The sequence below is a fragment of the Cupriavidus consociatus genome, assembly GCF_017814975.1.
GTDB lineage: Bacteria > Pseudomonadota > Gammaproteobacteria > Burkholderiales > Burkholderiaceae > Cupriavidus > Cupriavidus consociatus.
In genome coordinates this window covers 510,008-526,030 of record NZ_JAGIQA010000001.1, presented here as the reverse complement: position 1 = coordinate 526,030, position 16,023 = coordinate 510,008, and the positions used below count along the sequence as shown (strand labels likewise).

Annotated in this window: 15 protein-coding genes; 5 read left to right on the top strand and 10 right to left on the bottom strand. The window is 66.6% G+C overall.

What is annotated here, in order from left to right; genetic code table 11:
• The first annotated feature begins 65 nt into the window (after positions 1 to 65).
• Positions 66 to 776, top strand: a complete 711-nt coding sequence (locus J8I82_RS02385) for a TetR/AcrR family transcriptional regulator (RefSeq protein ID WP_209754228.1) — start codon at positions 66 to 68, stop codon at positions 774 to 776.
• A gap of 16 nt (positions 777 to 792) precedes the next feature.
• On the opposite strand, the gene J8I82_RS02380 is transcribed toward J8I82_RS02385, so the two are convergent.
• The 4 genes from J8I82_RS02380 to J8I82_RS02365 all read right to left on the bottom strand — a co-directional run bounded on the left by J8I82_RS02380 (position 793) and on the right by J8I82_RS02365 (position 5,117).
• A complete protein-coding gene (locus J8I82_RS02380; protein ID WP_209754227.1) occupies positions 793 to 1,659 on the bottom strand; it encodes an FAD binding domain-containing protein in 867 nt (288 codons plus the stop codon).
• Positions 1,656 to 4,028 carry a xanthine dehydrogenase family protein molybdopterin-binding subunit gene (locus J8I82_RS02375; RefSeq protein WP_209754226.1) on the bottom strand — a complete coding sequence of 791 codons (2,373 nt, stop codon included), beginning with the start codon at positions 4,026 to 4,028 and terminating at the stop codon, positions 1,656 to 1,658. Before J8I82_RS02375 ends, J8I82_RS02380 begins: the two co-directional genes overlap by 4 nt.
• Complete coding sequence (locus tag J8I82_RS02370) at positions 4,025 to 4,522, bottom strand: (2Fe-2S)-binding protein (protein ID WP_209754225.1); 498 nt, start codon at positions 4,520 to 4,522, stop codon at positions 4,025 to 4,027. The genes J8I82_RS02375 and J8I82_RS02370 overlap by 4 nt, the downstream gene beginning before the upstream one ends.
• Positions 4,523 to 4,637: 115 nt before the next feature.
• Positions 4,638 to 5,117, bottom strand: a complete 480-nt coding sequence (locus tag J8I82_RS02365; protein WP_209754224.1) for an SRPBCC family protein — start codon at positions 5,115 to 5,117, stop codon at positions 4,638 to 4,640.
• Positions 5,118 to 5,559: 442 nt separating this feature from the next.
• Between J8I82_RS02365 and J8I82_RS02360 the strand changes: the two genes are divergently transcribed.
• The 4 genes from J8I82_RS02360 (at position 5,560) to J8I82_RS02345 (ending at position 10,595) form a co-directional block, all read left to right on the top strand.
• Positions 5,560 to 6,744, top strand: coding sequence for an acetyl-CoA C-acyltransferase (locus tag J8I82_RS02360; protein ID WP_209754223.1), 1,185 nt, complete (start codon positions 5,560 to 5,562; stop codon positions 6,742 to 6,744).
• Between the two features lie 28 nt (positions 6,745 to 6,772).
• Positions 6,773 to 7,564 carry an enoyl-CoA hydratase/isomerase family protein gene (locus tag J8I82_RS02355; protein WP_209754222.1) on the top strand — a complete coding sequence of 264 codons (792 nt, stop codon included), beginning with the start codon at positions 6,773 to 6,775 and terminating at the stop codon, positions 7,562 to 7,564.
• A gap of 2 nt (positions 7,565 to 7,566) precedes the next feature.
• The gene (locus J8I82_RS02350) at positions 7,567 to 9,504 is read left to right on the top strand and encodes an acyl-CoA synthetase (protein WP_209754221.1); all 1,938 of its coding nucleotides are present in this window, start codon (positions 7,567 to 7,569) and stop codon (positions 9,502 to 9,504) included.
• Between the two features lie 89 nt (positions 9,505 to 9,593).
• The gene (locus J8I82_RS02345; protein ID WP_209754220.1) at positions 9,594 to 10,595 is read left to right on the top strand and encodes a tripartite tricarboxylate transporter substrate binding protein; all 1,002 of its coding nucleotides are present in this window, start codon (positions 9,594 to 9,596) and stop codon (positions 10,593 to 10,595) included.
• Between the two features lie 60 nt (positions 10,596 to 10,655).
• Here the strand turns inward: J8I82_RS02345 and J8I82_RS02340 are convergent, their stop codons facing one another.
• The 6 genes from J8I82_RS02340 to J8I82_RS02315 all read right to left on the bottom strand — a co-directional run bounded on the left by J8I82_RS02340 (position 10,656) and on the right by J8I82_RS02315 (position 16,023).
• Positions 10,656 to 11,465: an oxepin-CoA hydrolase, alternative type gene (locus J8I82_RS02340; protein ID WP_209754219.1), complete on the bottom strand. Its 810-nt coding sequence runs from the start codon at positions 11,463 to 11,465 to the stop codon at positions 10,656 to 10,658.
• 36 nt (positions 11,466 to 11,501) lie between these two features.
• Positions 11,502 to 12,449: a 2-dehydropantoate 2-reductase gene (locus tag J8I82_RS02335; RefSeq protein WP_209754218.1), complete on the bottom strand. Its 948-nt coding sequence runs from the start codon at positions 12,447 to 12,449 to the stop codon at positions 11,502 to 11,504.
• A 12-nt stretch (positions 12,450 to 12,461) separates the two neighbouring features.
• Complete coding sequence (locus J8I82_RS02330; protein WP_209754217.1) at positions 12,462 to 12,920, bottom strand: MaoC family dehydratase; 459 nt, start codon at positions 12,918 to 12,920, stop codon at positions 12,462 to 12,464.
• 125 nt (positions 12,921 to 13,045) lie between these two features.
• Entirely contained in the window at positions 13,046 to 13,291 is a 246-nt protein-coding gene (locus J8I82_RS02325; RefSeq protein WP_209754216.1) for a hypothetical protein, read from the bottom strand.
• A 12-nt stretch (positions 13,292 to 13,303) separates the two neighbouring features.
• Entirely contained in the window at positions 13,304 to 14,905 is a 1,602-nt protein-coding gene (locus tag J8I82_RS02320) for a DHA2 family efflux MFS transporter permease subunit (protein WP_209754215.1), read from the bottom strand.
• Positions 14,905 to 16,023 carry an HlyD family secretion protein gene (locus J8I82_RS02315; protein WP_209754214.1) on the bottom strand — a complete coding sequence of 373 codons (1,119 nt, stop codon included), beginning with the start codon at positions 16,021 to 16,023 and terminating at the stop codon, positions 14,905 to 14,907. The genes J8I82_RS02320 and J8I82_RS02315 overlap by 1 nt, the downstream gene beginning before the upstream one ends.

The window sequence follows — 16,023 nt, the reverse complement described above, 5'->3', positions numbered from 1 at the left end:
GCGCACGAACATGGGACAGGATGGCGCTAATATGGAGGCCTGACGATATTGCCACCCGCATTTTCATGACCACCTCCACCAAGCGCCCAGCCCGCCAAAGCTATCACCATGGCAACCTGCGGGAAGAAATGATCCGTTGCGGCCGCGAAATCCTCGCCAGCCAGGGCGTCCATGGACTGACGCTGCGCTCCGCGGCCAAGCTCGCCGGGGTTTCACACGGCGCGCCGCGCAACCAGTTCTCCGACAAGGAGGGCCTGCTGGCCGCGATCGCCGCCGAAGGGTTCCGGGAACTGGTCGCGGTGCGGCGGGCCCGCCTCTCGCCGGACATGAGCGCCGAAGCGCGGCTGCTGACGGTCATGGATGGCTACATCGAGTTTGCCGTCAAGCATCCGGCGCTGTTCTACCTGATGTTCGGGCCACAGATCGAGGACAAGGAGCGGTATCCGGAACTGCTCGAAGCCGGCAGCGCGTCCTACCAGCTGTTGTCGGGAGCCGTGCAGGACTATTTCGGCGAGAACGGTCTTGCCGGGCAGTTCGACGACATGATGGTGCGCTGCGCCTGGTCGGCCATGCACGGTGTCAGCATGTTCTTCAGTGCCAGGCCGACGGGCCCCAGCCCTCGCCCGCGGGTGGCGCTGGCACAATGGCGGCAGAGCGTACAACAGTTCGTGCTGACCGGCCTGCTGGCAGCGGGCCAGAAGAAAAAAGCCGCGGCGGCCGACGAGGCCGCCGCAGGCAAGCCGAAGGCGAGGTCACGCAGCGCCGCGCAAGCGTAACCCGCCTTCGGGAGACTCAGTCCGCGCCAGGCGCTTCTAGCGCATCGGCAAGCGCGCGCTTCAGCATCACCCGGCCAAGCTGCATCCGGTATGCCCCATCCGCAAAGTTGTCCTCCAGCGGGGACACGTTGGCGAATGCGGCATCGACGATGGCATCGACCTTGTCCGGCAGCTCCGCGAAGCTGCCTTCCAGCAACGCACCGGCCTCCCATGCGCGGAATGCCGTATCGGCAACGCCGGTGATGGCAATCCGGCCCCAGGTATAGCCGTCCTTGCCGACATTGATCGCAACGGCCGCCGCGGCGACCGCGTAGCCGGACGACGGATGGCGGAACTTGCGGTAGCCGACCCGGGCCGGCGCCGGCAATGGCACGTGGATGCGCGTCAGGATTTCGTCCGGCTCGACGGCTGTCGCCATGAAGCCGGCAAAGAACTCAGGCGCGGGAATGCGCCTGCTCCCGCGTTCGCCCACGACTTCCATCTCGGCGTCCATGGCGAGCACCACAGCCGGCCAGTCGGCCGACGGATCCGCGTGCACCAGCGCGCCGCCGATCGTGCCACGGTTCCTGACGGTCGGATCGGCGATCACCGCGGCGGCGAGCGGGAACAGCGGTGCCAGTTGCTTCAGTTCCGCGCTCGCCTCGAGTTCAGCGTGCGTCGTGGCGCTGCCGATGGAAACGGACTCCTCATGGACCGCGATCCCACGGAGCTCTGGCAGGCGGCCGATGTCCACCAGCAGCGCGGGCCGCGCCAGCCTGAGCTTCATCATCGGCAGCAGCGTATGACCTCCGGCCAGGATCTTCGCCTCGGGGTGTTGGGCAAGGAGCGAAAGCGCCTGCTGCACGCTGCCGGCCCTCAGGTATTCGACTTCGTAAGGAATCATGTCGCGCTCCGGCGCTGTTGGATGGCACGCCAGACCTTCGGCGGCGTCAGCGGCATATCGAGATGGGATATGCCGAATGGCTTCAGTGCATCGCATACCGCCGCCACCACCGCGGGCGGCGCACCGACGCAGCCCGCCTCCCCGATGCCCTTGACGCCAATCGGGTTGGACGGCGCCGGAGAGACATGGAAGCCGGTGCGCATGCGAGGAATCTGCTCGATGCGCGGAAAGCCGTAGTCGAGCAGCGAACCGGACAGCAGCTGCCCGGCATCGTCGTAGCTGGCTTCCTCGAACAGCGCCTGGCCGATTCCCTGTGCGATGCCGCCGTGCATCTGGCCGTGACAGAGCATCGGATTGATCATCACCCCGACGTCGTCGACCGCCACATAGTCCAGAATCGTCACGACTCCGGTCTCTGCATCGACCTCCACGACCACGGCGTGGCAGCCATTCGGCGCTCCCAGGGCGACCGGCTCATAGAAGACGCGTTCATCCAGCCCTGCCTCAAAATCCCGGGGCAGCCTGTGCGCAAGGTATGCCATTCTTGCAACCTGCGAGAACGGGATAACGGTGGGATTGGCTGCGCTCGAGAAACGGCCATCTGCATAGTTCACTTCCTCTTCGGGGACTTCCAGCATGAAGGCGGCGATGCGCCTCGCCCTGGCCAGGATCTTGCCGGCTGCCACATAGGCGGCGCTGCCGCCCACGGGCATCGAGCGTGAATTGAAGGTGCCATGGCCAGCCAGCACGCGGTCAGTGTCGCCCTGCACGACATCGATATCTTCCATCGGCAGCTGCAAGGCATCCGCGACGATCTGCGCGAAGCTGGTGGCATGGCCGTGTCCTTGGGGCATCGAGCCGCTGAACAGCGTGACCTTGCCATCGGAATGCACGCGGATATGCGCGCTTTCCCAGCCGCCGCGGTTGAACCCGACCTTTTCCAGCATCGGGGAAATGCCCATGCCGACCAGCTCCAGATAACAGGTCACGCCGATGCCGATGTACCTGCCCTGCTCGCGCAGCGCCGCCTGCTCCTCCCGCCAGCGCCGGTAGCCGATCAGCTCGGTTGCCTGGTTCAGGCAGGCTTCGTAATCCCCGGAGTCCCATTTGCCGCGAGCGCCGTCGTGCGGCAAATAGGGAAACTGGTCGGGCTGCACCAGGTTGCGGCGCCGCAGCTCGACCGGATCCAGGTCCAGCTCCCCCGCCACGGCGTCCATCAGGCGCTCGATGATGTATGCGGCTTCCGGACGGCCGGCACCGCGGTATGCATCGACCGGCGTGGTATTGGTCGTCACCAGGTTCACTTCCACGTCGACCGAAGTAATCCGGTAGTTGCCCGTGATGTAGTTGGCCGTGTTGACGGTGGGAATGCCGGTCGCCATGTTCGACAGGTAGGCGCCGAGGTTGGCGAACGAGCGCAAGCGGATGCCCAGCACCTTGCCATCGCTCGTGACTGGCGCTTCCACATACTCGGTATGCGCGCGGCCATGGGTGGTCGCGACGAAGTTTTCGCTGCGCGTCTCGGTCCAGCTTACCGGGAGCCCGAAATGCCTGGAGGCGAACGCCACCAGCACTTCTTCCGCATAGAAGTGCATCTTCGCGCCGAATCCGCCGCCGATATCGGGCGCCACGATCCTGACCCGGTGCTCGGGCCAGCGCAGGGTTTCCGCAAGCCAGCGTCGCGACATGTGCGGAACCTGGGTCGGGACGATAAACGTGAGGCGCTCGTCGACCGGGTCGAAGTTCGCGCACAAGGCGCGCGGTTCGAGCGGGCTGGGTATCAGCCTCTGGTTGACCAGCCGGATCGATACCACCCGGTCGGCCCGCTTCAATGCGTCCTCGTAGCTGCCGCCCTTGAGCCGGAACGTGCCGATGTGATTGCCCGGCACGTTATCGTGGAGCTGGGGCGCGGTGTCCGCCAGCGCGGCTTCCGCATCGACGACCGGCGTCAATTCCTGATAGCTCACCGCGACGAGCTCGGCGGCATCCGCCGCAATTTCCCGGCTCTCGGCAACCACCATCGCTACGGCTTCCCCAACGTACCGGACGCGCTCCGCCGCAAGCGCCGGATGAGGCGGCACCTTGGAATTGCCGACCACCCAGTTCGGCCGGATGTCGCCGACCTTGCCGTGGATATCCGCGTAGGTCAGCACGCCAACCACGCCGGGAAGCGCGCACGCGGCTGACGTGTCGATGCCGGTGACGCTGGCGTGGGCGTAGGGCGATCTGACAAAGGCTGCGTAGACCATGCCAGGGAACCGATGGTCATCGGTGAACCTGCCCTGGCCACTCATCAGCCGCTTGTCTTCCCGCCGCGCGACCGACTTGCCGATGTACCGGGTTGCGCTGCCGTTCGGTGCTTCGCTCATCTGGAGGCCTCCCCTTGCATCACGGCCTGCGTTTGCCGCAGCCTGGTCGCGGCGAGCAGCACCGCATCGACGATGTTCTGGTATCCGGTGCAGCGGCACAGGTTGCCATGCAGCGCCTCCCTGACATCGGTCTCGGCCGGCGCCGGCTGGTGCTCGAGCAGCGCGCGCGCCGCCAGCAGCATCCCCGGCGTGCAGAAACCGCACTGCAAGCCATGCAGTTCGTTGAAGGCTTGCTTGAGGGCGTCGGTGGTGCGGTCATGCTCCATTCCCTCGATGGTGCGGAGTTCGCAGCCGTCGGTTTGTGCGGCCAGTACCGTGCATGACTTCACGGTCGAACCGTCCAGCAGGACCGTGCAAGCGCCGCATTGGGACGTGTCGCAGCCGATGTGGACGCCGGTCAGGCGCTTCTGGTCCCGCAGCATATGCACCAGCAGCCGCCTTGGCTCGATCTCGGTCGTGCCGGTCACGCCATTGATGGTGTTTTCGATTTTCACGGTCGCCTCTGTGTCTCCGTTATCACTTCAGCATCAGCACGCGCGATGCGTATAGTATTACGATCATCATACTAAACGGAAAAATTTTTTGATGTACTCCCTTTCCGCCTGAAGCCTACCCCAGGGAAGCTTCCAGGGAGGCACTTCGCTCCATCTCCTGCGTGACCCGCTGCTCAAAGCGGGAAAAGAATTCTGCGAGGAACTTGTTCGCCACCGATCCCACCAGCCGGGATCCGATCTGTGCGAGCTTTCCGCCGATCTGTGCCGCGGCCACATAGTGCAGCGTGGTACCGCCATCGGCGTCTTCCAGCCGGACGTCGGCGCCCAGCTTGCCGTATCCCGCGACGCCACCGCTGCCGCTGCCTTCGATGTGGTAGCCGATGCCTGCTTCGTGTCCGGAAAAGCGGACGGTTCCCTTGAAGCGGGCCTTGATCGGCCCGACGGCCGCGACGATGACCGCCTCATAACTGCCGTCCTCGCCTTGCTCGTATTGCTCGCATCCCGGCAGGCATTGCTGCAAGGTCGCGGGATCGTTCAACCGCTTCCAGACCTCTGCCCTGGAAGCCTTGATTACCTGTGTGCCAGTGAATTCCAATATTCGCTCCTTTCGACTTCTGCTATCCCGTCACCGCATCGCTGGCCATCAATGTATCCAGCGTCTATATGCTAGGGAGCGCATCAGCCTGCGTCAAGGAACGGGAAGCCATTTGCCCCTAGTGCAAACCCTAGCAACGAAAGCGCCTGCGCCGATCCGGCTGACGCCGCGGCGCCAACGCATCGACAGGGAGGTAAACCCGACCTTGTCCAACGACTCCTTGACGCCGGCGCGGCGGCAATCCTAGTATGTAGACAGTGGATACACTGAGTGCCTGCGTCGACTGCACTGACGCAGCAAGCCATGCGAAGCATCCGGCCTCTCAACGCTTCCAGATCTTGTCCGAGGCAAAACACAGCTCACCAGACGCCCAAATGTATCCACTGTCTATATTCGATCCGGCGGGCCAGCAGTGCCCGCTCTCATCCACAAAGGAGAACCCATGTCGCGTGCAGTGATCGTTTCGTTTGCCCGCACCCCGATCGGCAAAGCCACCCGGGGCGCATTCAACATGACCCATGGCGCAACCATGGCGGGCCATGCCATCCAGCATGCCGTCCAGCGCGCGGGAATCGACGGCGCGGAAGTCGAGGACATCATCTTCGGCTGCGGCCAGCCCATCGCCGCAACCGGCGGCAACGTCGCCCGGCAAGGCGGCATCCGCGCCGGCCTGCCGGTCTCCGTCAGCGGCACGACCCTGACCCGCTTCTGCGCGTCGGGCCTGCAGGCGGTGGCGTTTGCCGCGCAGCGCGTGCTGATCGACAAGGTGCCGGTGATGGTGGCAGGTGGTGTCGAATCCATCAGCCTGTCGCAACCGGTCACGCTGAAGGTGGCCCAGCAGGAAGCGTGGCTGGCGAAGAACCGCCCCGACGTCTACCTGCATATGATCGATACGGCCGAAATCCTGGCCGAGCGCTACGGCATGTCGCGCCAGCGCTCCGACGCGTTCGCGCTGCGCAGCCAGCAACTGACCGTGGAAGCACAGAAGGCGGGCCGCTACGCCGAGGAAATCGTCCCGCTGTCAACGGTGAAGTCGGTCAAGGATAAGGTGACCGGCGAGACTTCGACGGTGGAGTTCCTGCTCGAGGCCGACGAAGGCGTCCGTCCCGACACCACGCTGGCGGGCCTGGGTGCGCTGCCCGCCGTGAAGGGCGAGGGCTACCAGGTGACGGCCGGCAACTCCAGCCAGTTGTCCGACGGCGCGGCGGCGCTGGTGGTGATGTCCGAGCGTGAGGCTGAACGCCGCGGCCTGGAACCGCTCGGCTACTTCGTCAGCCTGGCCACCGCCGGCGTGGAACCGGACGAAATGGGCGTGGGCCCGGTGCGCGCGGTGCCGCGCCTGCTGGAGCGCAACGAGCTTTCCATCGACGACATCGACCTGTGGGAGCTCAACGAAGCCTTCGCCTGCCAGGCGCTGTACTGCATCGACAAGCTCGGCCTGCCGCTGGAGCGCGTCAACGTCAATGGCGGCGCCATCGCCATCGGCCACCCGTATGGCATGACCGGGGCGCGCCAGACCGGCCACATCCTGCTCGAAGGCCGCCGCCGCAAGGCCAGGTATGGCGTCGTGACCATGTGCGCTGCCGGCGGCATGGGCGCGGCCGGCCTGTTCGAGTTCATCCACTAAGCACCCCACAGCAATAACGGAGACACCGATGACCGACATCACCGAGTACGACACCGTCTTTATCGACCGCGACGGCCCCTGCGCCGTCGTCACCATGAACCGGCTGGAGAAGTACAACGCGCTGAACACGGGACTGCGCAGCGACCTTTACGCGGCGCTGTCGTCGCTGATGGCGGACCGCACGGTTCGCGGCATCGTCCTGTGGGGCGGCACCAAGGCCTTCGTGGCGGGCGGCGACATTCCCGAAATGCTCGCGCGCCGGCCGATCGAAGCCTTCGTGCCGACCAGCGGCGCGCCCGACCTGTGGGCGCTGATCCATCACAGCACCATCCCCGTGGTCGCGGCCATCGCCGGGCCGTGCTTTGGCGGCGGCCTGGAACTCGCCATGGCGTGCGACCTGCGCGTCGCCGCGGACAATGCCCTGATGGGCCAGACCGAGACCAACGTCGGCCTGATCCCGGGGCGTGGGGGCACGCAGCGGCTGACCCGCCTGGTCGGCGCGACACGCGCCAAGGAAATGATCTTTACCGGCGAAATCATCAAACCCGACGAGGCCTACCGCATCGGCCTGGTCAACAAGGTGGTGCCCGCGGACGAACTGCTGGCCGAGGCAAAGGCCTACGTGCAGCGCATTGCCGAGAAATCGCCGCACTCCATCGCGATGGCCAAGCTGATGATCAACAACGGCCAGGACGCCACGCTGGATACCGCGCTGATGCTGGAACAGCTCGCGTTTGCCACGCTCTTCAGCACCGAAGACATGCATGAAGGCGGCGAGGCATTCCTCAACAAGCGCCGTCCGGTCTATCGCGGAGTCTGAACATGACGCAGCTCACTACACGCGTGCAGGCGGCCGCCGACCTGGTACAGCCGGACCCTTACCGGCCGAGGCTGACGGTGACGGCGCTTGCCGATATCCGCCGCTTCGAGCAGACACCGCTTGCCGACCGCCGCCTGCCTGACAGCACCTACGAGTTGCTGCGCCTGGCGCGCGACCGTGCGCCGGAGGCGCCCGCGCTGCACTATTTCACTTCCGGCGACGAACTCGCCAAGTCGGTCACCATTACCCATGCGCAGATGTTCGGGCGCATCACGCAGACCGCCAACCTGCTGCACTCGCTCGGCCTCGGCGCCGATGACGTGATCGGGGTGCTGATGCCGGTGACGCCGGAATCGCAATACGCGATCTGGGGCAGCGAAGCAACCGGCATCGCGTGCCCGGTCAACTGGATGCTCGAGCCCGAGATCATCGCGGCGCTGCTGCGCAATGCCGGCGCCAAGGCGGTGATTGCCTACGGCCCCGACCCGGATATCGAAGCCTGGCACAAGGCCATGCTGGTGCGCCGCGAGCTGCCCGGCGTGCAGCACTGGATCAAGGCGGGCGGCGGCAAGGCGAGCGAGGCGGGCATCGTCGATCTCGACGCCGCGCTCGAGCGCTTCGACAGCGAGTCGCTTGACAGCCAGCGGGTGTTCTCCCCGGGCGACACCGCTTCGATGTTCCATACCGGCGGCACTACCGGCACGCCCAAGCTGGCGCTGCACACCCATGGCAACGAAGTGGCGATGGCGTGGGTCAGCGCGATGCAGATCGACGTGCAGCCCGAGGATGTCCGCGTCTGCGGCGTGCCGATGTTCCATGTCACCGGCGTGTTGACCAATTGCCTGATGCCGCTGGCGCGCGGCGCCTCGGTGGTGCTGCTGACCTCGAGCGGCTGGCGCGATCCTTCCGTCATCCGCAATCTCTGGCAGATCGTCGGGCACTTCGGCGTCACCGCGCTCGGCATGGTGCCAAGCGTGGTCAACATGGCGCTGAATATCCCGGTCGGCGACGCCGACATCAGCTCGCTCAAGGCGGCAAGCTGCGGCACCGCGCCGTTGTCGATGGCCGTCGCCGAAGCGTTCGAACGGCAGACCGGCGCGCTGATCTTCGAGGGCTACGGCCTGACCGAAGGGACCGCGCTCAGCGCCACCAACCCGCGCTATGGCCAGCGCCGCATCGGCTCCATCGGCCTGCCCATGGCCTACCAGGAGATGAAGGTGGTCAAGATAGCGGACGGGCGCATCCAGCGCGACTGCGAGCCGGGGGAACCCGGCATCGTGGTGGTGCGCGGTCCCAACATCTTCGCCGGCTACCTGAATCCCGAGCAAAACAAGAGCATCTGGTTCGAAGGCGGCTGGTTCAATACCGGCGACCTGGGCTATGCGGACGAGGACGGCTACTTCTGGCTGACCGGGCGGGCCAAGGACCTGATCATCCGCGGGGGCAACAATATCGACCCGCGCATGATCGAAGAGGCGCTGTATCGCCACCCGGAGGTCTTCGATGCCGCCGCGGTCGGGCTGCCCGACGCGCATGCCGGGGAGCTGCCGGTGGCGTACATCGCGCTCAAGCCCGGCAGCACCTACCCGCTCGGCCGCATCAAGCACTACGCCTACGAGGTGATCCCGGAACGCGCGGCCGTGCCCAAGCAGTTCTACCTTGTCGATGCCATTCCCAAGACTGCCGTCGGCAAGATCCAGAAGAACTCGCTGCGCAGCGACGCCGTGCTGCGCGCGCAACGGCAGATGCTTGCCGAGGTCAATGCGCAGACGCCCGTGCCGCTTGTCGATATCCGCATCGAAGACCGGGGCGATCAGGGGCTGCTGTCCACGCTGGTGCTGCCGTCCGCCCTGAGCGCCGAAGAGCGGGAGGCCGCCGTCGCGAGCATCGGCAAGGCCTTCGCCACGCTGACCATCAAGTACGCGGTGGTCTACGAATAGTCCGCCCAGCCAACCTCACCAGAAGCAGTGCCTGCCGGCAGCCGCCCCATCCGGGGATGCGCTGCCGGCAATCCATCGAGGAGACAACCATGACTATCCAGCTATCGCGCCGCCGCCTGCTGCAAATGGCCTGCGGCGCCGTGCCGGCCATGCTTGCGCCATCCTGGCTGCGGGCCGACAGCACCTACCCGAGCAAGCCGGTGGTCGTCAAGGTCGCATTTCCCGCCGGTGGCCCGGCGGATGAATCGATCCGCGCGGCAGCCGTCGTGATGAAGAGAAGCCTCGGACAGAACGTCCTTGCCGACAACCTCCCCGGGGCGAGCGGTTCGATCTGTGCCATGAACGTACTGCGCGCCGCCAATGATGGCTACACGCTGCTGGGCACGACCGGCATCGACTTCCTGGTCGCGCCACTGACCATCGCATCGGCGAGGTATTCACCGGAGAAATTCAAGCTGGCGGGCTTCAGCGGGATTTCCGACTTCATCCTGGTCTCGAATCCCTCGCTGCCATTCCGGAACGTCGACGAGGTCATCGCCTACGCGAAGAACCCGAAGAACCGCCCGTTGTCGCTGGCGCACTGGGGCCCGGGCTCGGCCCCCCACCTGGTCGGCGCCGACTTCCAGGCCCGTACCGGCGTGCGCTTCCTCGAAGTCCCGTACAAGGGCGCGGCACCGGTCACCAGCGATATCGCGGGCGCGCAGGTAGACCTGACCTTCATTCCGATGGGCGGCCCCACCTACGGCATGATCAAGGCCGGCCGCTTCCGCCCGCTCGGCGTCGCCAGCAAGGCTCGGCATCCGTCGCTGCCCGATGTGCCGGCGCTGTCGGAAACCACCGGCCTTGCCGACTTCGAGTACAGCCAGTGGGCGGGCGTGCTGGCGCCGCCGGATACCCCGGACGCGGCCGCGGCACGACTGGTGGAGGCCATGAATGCCTGGGTGGGCAGCCCGGAGAACCGTACCCGGCGCTCCGTCAATCTGCAGCGCGCGATCGAGCCGCTCACGATGGCCCAGGCGCAAGCCTTCCTGAGCAACGAACACGCCAAGCTGACCCGCATTGCCAGGAGCCTGAAGCTCGCCGGGCAGTAATGCAGCGGTAATGCCGGACACTAGAGCCCGGCATCAATGCGGGCAGCCCCGCTGCCGCGGCTATGCCGGATCGCCGCGGCGCAGGCGGGCAAAGTCCACGGGACGTTTTTCCAGGAAGGCAGCGATGCCCTCCGCGGCTTCCGCGCCGCCCTGGGCCACGGCCATCGCCACCCGTTCCGCTTCGAGCTGGTCATCGAGCGTGCGTTCGTGCGCATGCCGGCACAGCGCCTTGATCGAACCCAGCGCCTGTTGCGGGCCCTGCGCAAGCCGCGCCGCCAGCGCGATCGCAGCCGCGCCGGCCTGCCCCGCCTCGACCAGCTGGTTGACCACGCCGAACTGCTGCAGCTGCTCGGCCGTAATCCGGTCGCCGCTCAGCGCGAGCTGCGTCAGCACCTGCCGCGACAGGCTCTGCGCCAGCAGGCCAGTGATGCCGCCATCCGGTGTCAGCCCCACTTTCACATAGGCAATCGAGAAGGCCGCGCCGGCGGATGCCACCAGCAGGTCGCAGGCCAGTGCCAGCGAGAAGCCCGCGCCCGCCGCGCCGCCCTCCACCGCCGCGACGATCGGCTTGGGAAAGTCGCGCAGCTTGCACACGACGTCGTGCAGGTGCCCCAGCTTCTCGATGCGCTCGTCGTAGGTCAGTTCGCGCCGCTTGCTGATCAATGTCAGGTCGCCGCCCGCGCAGAAGTAGTTATCGGCGCCGGTCAACACGATGGCGCCCACCGCCGGATCGTCCGCGGCGGCGGCCAGCGCGGCGCGGATGTTGTCATAAAGATCCGCCGCAATGGCGTTGCGCTTGCCCGGGTTGTTGATGGTGAGCACCCGCACGCTGCCTTCCGTGCGCTGCAACAGGGAGGAAAAATTCGTCATGTCGTGATTCTTCGTGGTTTGGGTGAGCGGGCGCATTCACGCCGCAGAGGCCGCAGCCTGCGCGGCAGCGCGCTGGCGCTCGTACACCTGCAGGTGGCAATAAGCCGTGCGGCTCAATGGCAGCTCATTCCCGTGGGCGGCGCCGCGCCTGATCAGGTCGCCGACGATGGCGTCGGCTTCGATGCGTGTCGCGCCCTGCGCAATGTCCCGCATCATCGACGCCGCCCAGGTCGAGGTTTCGTCCAAAAGCCGCGACTGCATGGCAGCCACCACGGGCTCGGGAATGGCATGGCCGCACAGTCGCGCCACCGTGCGGCACTCGGCCATCGCGTCAAGCATCAGCCGGCGGCCATCCTGCGTCGTCATGATGTCCGCCACCGAACCGCGCATCAGGCATGTCATGACGGCGCCCGCGGCGATCATGGCCCATTTGTTCCAGAGCTCTTGCTCGATGGCCCCCGATACTTCACGCGTGCCCGCAGCGCGCGACAGCAGCGCGTGGAATTCCGCGGCCATTGCCGACGCCTGCGCGGCGCGCGGCCCGACCACGAGCCGGTCCATGCGGCCGGCGTGCATGACGGTTCCGTCCGCCGCCAGCGTGGTCGCAATGTAGGCGACCCCACCCAGCACGCGCTCCCTGCCAAAGCACTGGTCGAGCGAGTCATAGGCGCCGAGCCCGTTGAGCAAGGGCAGCACCGCGGTGTCCCGGCCCACGGCGGGACTGACCGCCCGGATCGCGTCGGCAAGGTCGTAGGTCTTGCATGCCAGCAGGATGAGGTCGTACTGCGCGTCTACCTGGCCGGCCAGGACGGCCTTGACCGGGCGATGAAAGTCGCCGAGCTCGCTGCCTACGGCAAGGCCATGGCGTTCCAGGGCCTGTGCGCGGGCGGGCCGCACCAGGAAGGTGACGTCCGCGCCCGCCTCGATCAGCCGCGCGCCGTAGTAGCCGCCCATGGCGCCGGCACCGAGTACCAGGATCTTCATGGCGCCTCCCGTTTACGCTGTGCCGCCGGGACGGCACTGCACCACCAGGTTGACGACACCGGCCTGCACCGGTTCGTCATGCTGGTTGAAGGTCGTGATGCGCACCTTCACGATGCCCTGGTCAGGGCGCGACCTGGACGTCCGCACCTCCAGGATCTCGCTCTCGACACGCAATGCATCGCCGGGCCGCACCGGCTTGGGCCAGCGCAGTTCCTCGAAACCGGCGCCGATGATGCCGCCCGCGGGCCGGAGCTCGCCGTCGACCAGCAGGCGCATGGTCAGCGCCGCCGTGTGCCAGCCGCTCGCGGCCAGGCCGCGGAACAGCGTGTCGCGGGCAGCGGCGTCATCGAGATGGAAAGGCTGCGGGTCGAACTCGGCAGCGAAGGACTTGATCCGCTCTGGCTCGACGGTCAGCCGTCCCGAACCATATTTCTGGCCCGGGGCCAGATCCTCGATATATTGGATGTTCATGGTTTGCTCCTCCAGATTGGTTAGTGCGCCGGTCCCGACGACCGGCGCGCGCGACGACGACTGACAGATCAAAGGCTTCATTGATCTCTTGCATTCATCGCTTTCTCCCTGCCAGATACCAAAGATCAATCGGTCACATCGGTCACATCGGTCACATCGGTCACATCGGTCACATCGGTCACGCGCGCTTCAGTCGTGGCGCCATGCGGCAAACGCCCGGCGGCCGGCTGCTGAAGGTTGCAATATGTATTGCCTGCACGGGCACAGGCCACGCCGGTGTCACGCGGGCGCTCGTTGCCAGCGTATGCCAGCGTCGTCCCGCCCGCGATCAGCGCGGCACACAGCAATCGTCTGAACAGAACGGCTTTCATCGCTGCCTCCGATCAATGCGCATCCGCCGACGGGCCCTTCGGCGCCGCGACCTTGCGCAGCAGCGGCACCATCGCCGTGGCGATGACGAAGCAGACCAGGATCACCAGGAACGCGTCGCCGAACGTCTGCGTCTGGGCCTCGCGCCAGGCCAGCCCCCACAGTTGCCTGAGCGCGGCGGTGTGCGCATCGAGGGCATCATGCCCGGCCGCCACGAACTGGTCGCTGAGCCCTTGCAGCACGCTTCCCATGGCTTCATTGCGGCTATTCAGGTGCTCCGCCTCGCGCAGGAAATGCAGGTTGCCGCGGTCGTTGAGCACGGTCGCGCACGCCGCGATGCCGATGGCGCCGCCCAGGTTGCGCATCAGGTTGAACAGGCCGGACGCCAGCTTGAGCCGCTCCGGCGGCAGGCTGCCCAGCGTCAGGGTCACGGTGGGCGCCACGGCAAATTGCTGCGCCATGCCGCGCAGCGCCTGCGGCAGCAGCAACTGCGACGCGCCCCAGTCGTGGGTGATCGGCGCAAAGAACCACATCGATATCGCGAACATCGCCAGCCCGGCCATCATCAGCCAGCGCAGGTCGATGCGGTTCGCGAGGAAGGCATAAAGCGGGATCGAAGCCATCTGGAACACGCCGGTGGAGAACACCGCCAGCCCGATGTCCAGCGCGCTGAAGCCGCGCACCCGCCCCAGGAACAGCGGGGTCAGGTAGATGGTGGCGAAGATGCCGATGCCGGTAACAAAGGAGAAAAAGCAGCCAAGCGCGAAGTTGCGTTCCTTGAGCGCCCGCAGGTCGACGATCGGATTGGCGTAGGTCAGCGTGCGCCAGATGAAGGCCACCCCCGACACGCCGGCGATCCACGCCGTCGTCAGGATCACGTCATCGTCGAACCAGTCCCAGCGCGGCCCTTCTTCCAGCGTGTATTCCAGGCAGCCCAGGAACAGCGCCATCATCACGATGCCAGGGTAATCGGCACCGCGCACCAGCGACCAGTTGGGCCGGTCGACCTTGACCAGCAGCGGCACCGCGACGGTGACGAAGATGCCCGGCACGAGGTTGATGAAGAACAGCCAGTGCCACGAGAAATGATCGGTGATCCAGCCGCCCACCGTGGGCCCGAGCGTCGGTGCCAGCGAAGCCAGCCCGCCGACGGTGGCCGCGGCGATCACGCGCTGCGGGCCGGTGAAAAACGCGAAAGCCGTGGTGAACACCATCGGGATCATCGAGCCGCCCAGGAACCCCTGCAGCGCGCGGAACACGATCATGCTGTGGATATCCCACGCAATCCCGCACAGCAGGCTGGTCACGGTAAAACCGGCGGCCGAGGCGGCGAACAGCCAGCGCGTCGACATCACGCGCGACAGCCAGCCGGACAGCGGAATGACGATGATCTCGGCGATCAGGTAGCTGGTCTGCACCCATACCGTCTCATCGGCGCCGGCCGACAGCGCGCCGCCGATATCGCGCAGCGACGCGGAAACGATCTGGATATCGAGCAAGGCGATGAACATGCCCACGCACATGGTGCCGAAGGCGAATATCTTGGCGCCGGTGGACATCGCGTCCGGCGTTGTCTCCACGGCGGCCGCAGGAGTGGTCACGCTGGCCGCCGTCATCACCGCACCTGCGAGGTGGACTGCGTCGCGGGGTGGGTATTGACCTGCGCGATGACCGACAGGCCCGGGCGCAAGACCCCCAGCCTGGCGTCCTGGTCGTCAAGGCGGATCCGCACCGGTACGCGCTGGACGATCTTGGTGAAGTTGCCCGTAGCGTTTTCCGCCGGCAGCACGCTGAACTGCGCGCCGGTGGCGGGCGCCAGGCTCGCGACCCGGCCATGGAAGACGCGTCCGGGCAGGATATCGGCCTCCACTTCGACCGGCATGCCGGGGCGCATATGGGCCAGCTGCCCTTCCTTGAAATTCGCGTCCACCCACAGCCCGTTGGCCGGCACGATGGAAAGCAGCTGGCTGCCCGCACCGGCAAAGGCGCCGACGCGTGCGCGGCGGTTGCCGACGGTGCCGTCCACCGGGGCGCGCAACTCCGTATAACCGAGATTGAGTCTGGCGATATCGCGCTCGGCGCTCGCCTGCGCCAGCGCGGCCTCGGCCTGCTGCTTCTGCGTGCCGATGACGTCCAGCTGGCGCTGCGCCGCCAGCAGCGCGGCGCGCGCCTTGTCGCCATTGGCCTGCGCCTGCTTGTAGTCGGAGTCGGCCTTCTGCGAGCTCTGGATCGAGACGGCCGCCTTGGCCACCAGGCTGGCGTAGCGGACCTGGTCGTCGCGCGCCCGCACCGTGTCGGCATTGGCCGCCGCGATGCCCGCCCGGCCCTGCGCGATGACCGCCTCCTGCAGCCGCGCGGTGGCATCCAGGTTGGCCAGCAGCGCCTGCTGGGCCGCCACCGCGCCCTCGGCCTTGGCCAGCGCGGCGCGATAGTCGCGGTCGTCGATGCGCACCAGCACGTCGCCGGCGCGGACCGACTGGTTGTCGGTCACCGCGACTTCGGCGATATAGCCCCCGACCTTGGCACCAATCACCGTCACATCGCCGCCCACGTAGGCATCGTCGGTGCTTTGCAGGTAACGGCCCGACGTCCACCAGTGGTGGCCGTAACCGATGGCCGCCAGTCCCGCGACCACCAGCGCACCGGCCACCAGCAGCCGTTTGGGGCTGGTCCTGGATTTCGATTCGGGAACGGGTTCGGTACTTGCCCGCTCGGTCAGCGTATTGCTGCTCAT

Bases quoted from the DNA above. Each gene is read 5' to 3' on its own strand.
- J8I82_RS02340 (WP_209754219.1), bottom strand. From the start codon at position 11,465: ATGACGAATTTTTCCTCCCTGTTGCAGCGCACGGAAGGCAGCGTGCGG.
- J8I82_RS02320 (WP_209754215.1), bottom strand. From the start codon at position 14,905: ATGACGGCGGCCAGCGTGACCACTCCTGCGGCCGCCGTGGAGACAACG.
- J8I82_RS02360 (WP_209754223.1), top strand. From the start codon at position 5,560: ATGTCGCGTGCAGTGATCGTTTCGTTTGCCCGCACCCCGATCGGCAAA.
- J8I82_RS02375 (WP_209754226.1), bottom strand. From the start codon at position 4,028: ATGAGCGAAGCACCGAACGGCAGCGCAACCCGGTACATCGGCAAGTCG.
- J8I82_RS02355 (WP_209754222.1), top strand. From the start codon at position 6,773: ATGACCGACATCACCGAGTACGACACCGTCTTTATCGACCGCGACGGC.
- J8I82_RS02345 (WP_209754220.1), top strand. From the start codon at position 9,594: ATGACTATCCAGCTATCGCGCCGCCGCCTGCTGCAAATGGCCTGCGGC.
- J8I82_RS02315 (WP_209754214.1), bottom strand. From the start codon at position 16,023: ATGAGCAGCAATACGCTGACCGAGCGGGCAAGTACCGAACCCGTTCCC.
- J8I82_RS02330 (WP_209754217.1), bottom strand. From the start codon at position 12,920: ATGAACATCCAATATATCGAGGATCTGGCCCCGGGCCAGAAATATGGT.
- J8I82_RS02385 (WP_209754228.1), top strand. From the start codon at position 66: ATGACCACCTCCACCAAGCGCCCAGCCCGCCAAAGCTATCACCATGGC.
- J8I82_RS02335 (WP_209754218.1), bottom strand. From the start codon at position 12,449: ATGAAGATCCTGGTACTCGGTGCCGGCGCCATGGGCGGCTACTACGGC.
- J8I82_RS02350 (WP_209754221.1), top strand. From the start codon at position 7,567: ATGACGCAGCTCACTACACGCGTGCAGGCGGCCGCCGACCTGGTACAG.
- J8I82_RS02325 (WP_209754216.1), bottom strand. From the start codon at position 13,291: ATGAAAGCCGTTCTGTTCAGACGATTGCTGTGTGCCGCGCTGATCGCG.
- J8I82_RS02380 (WP_209754227.1), bottom strand. From the start codon at position 1,659: ATGATTCCTTACGAAGTCGAATACCTGAGGGCCGGCAGCGTGCAGCAG.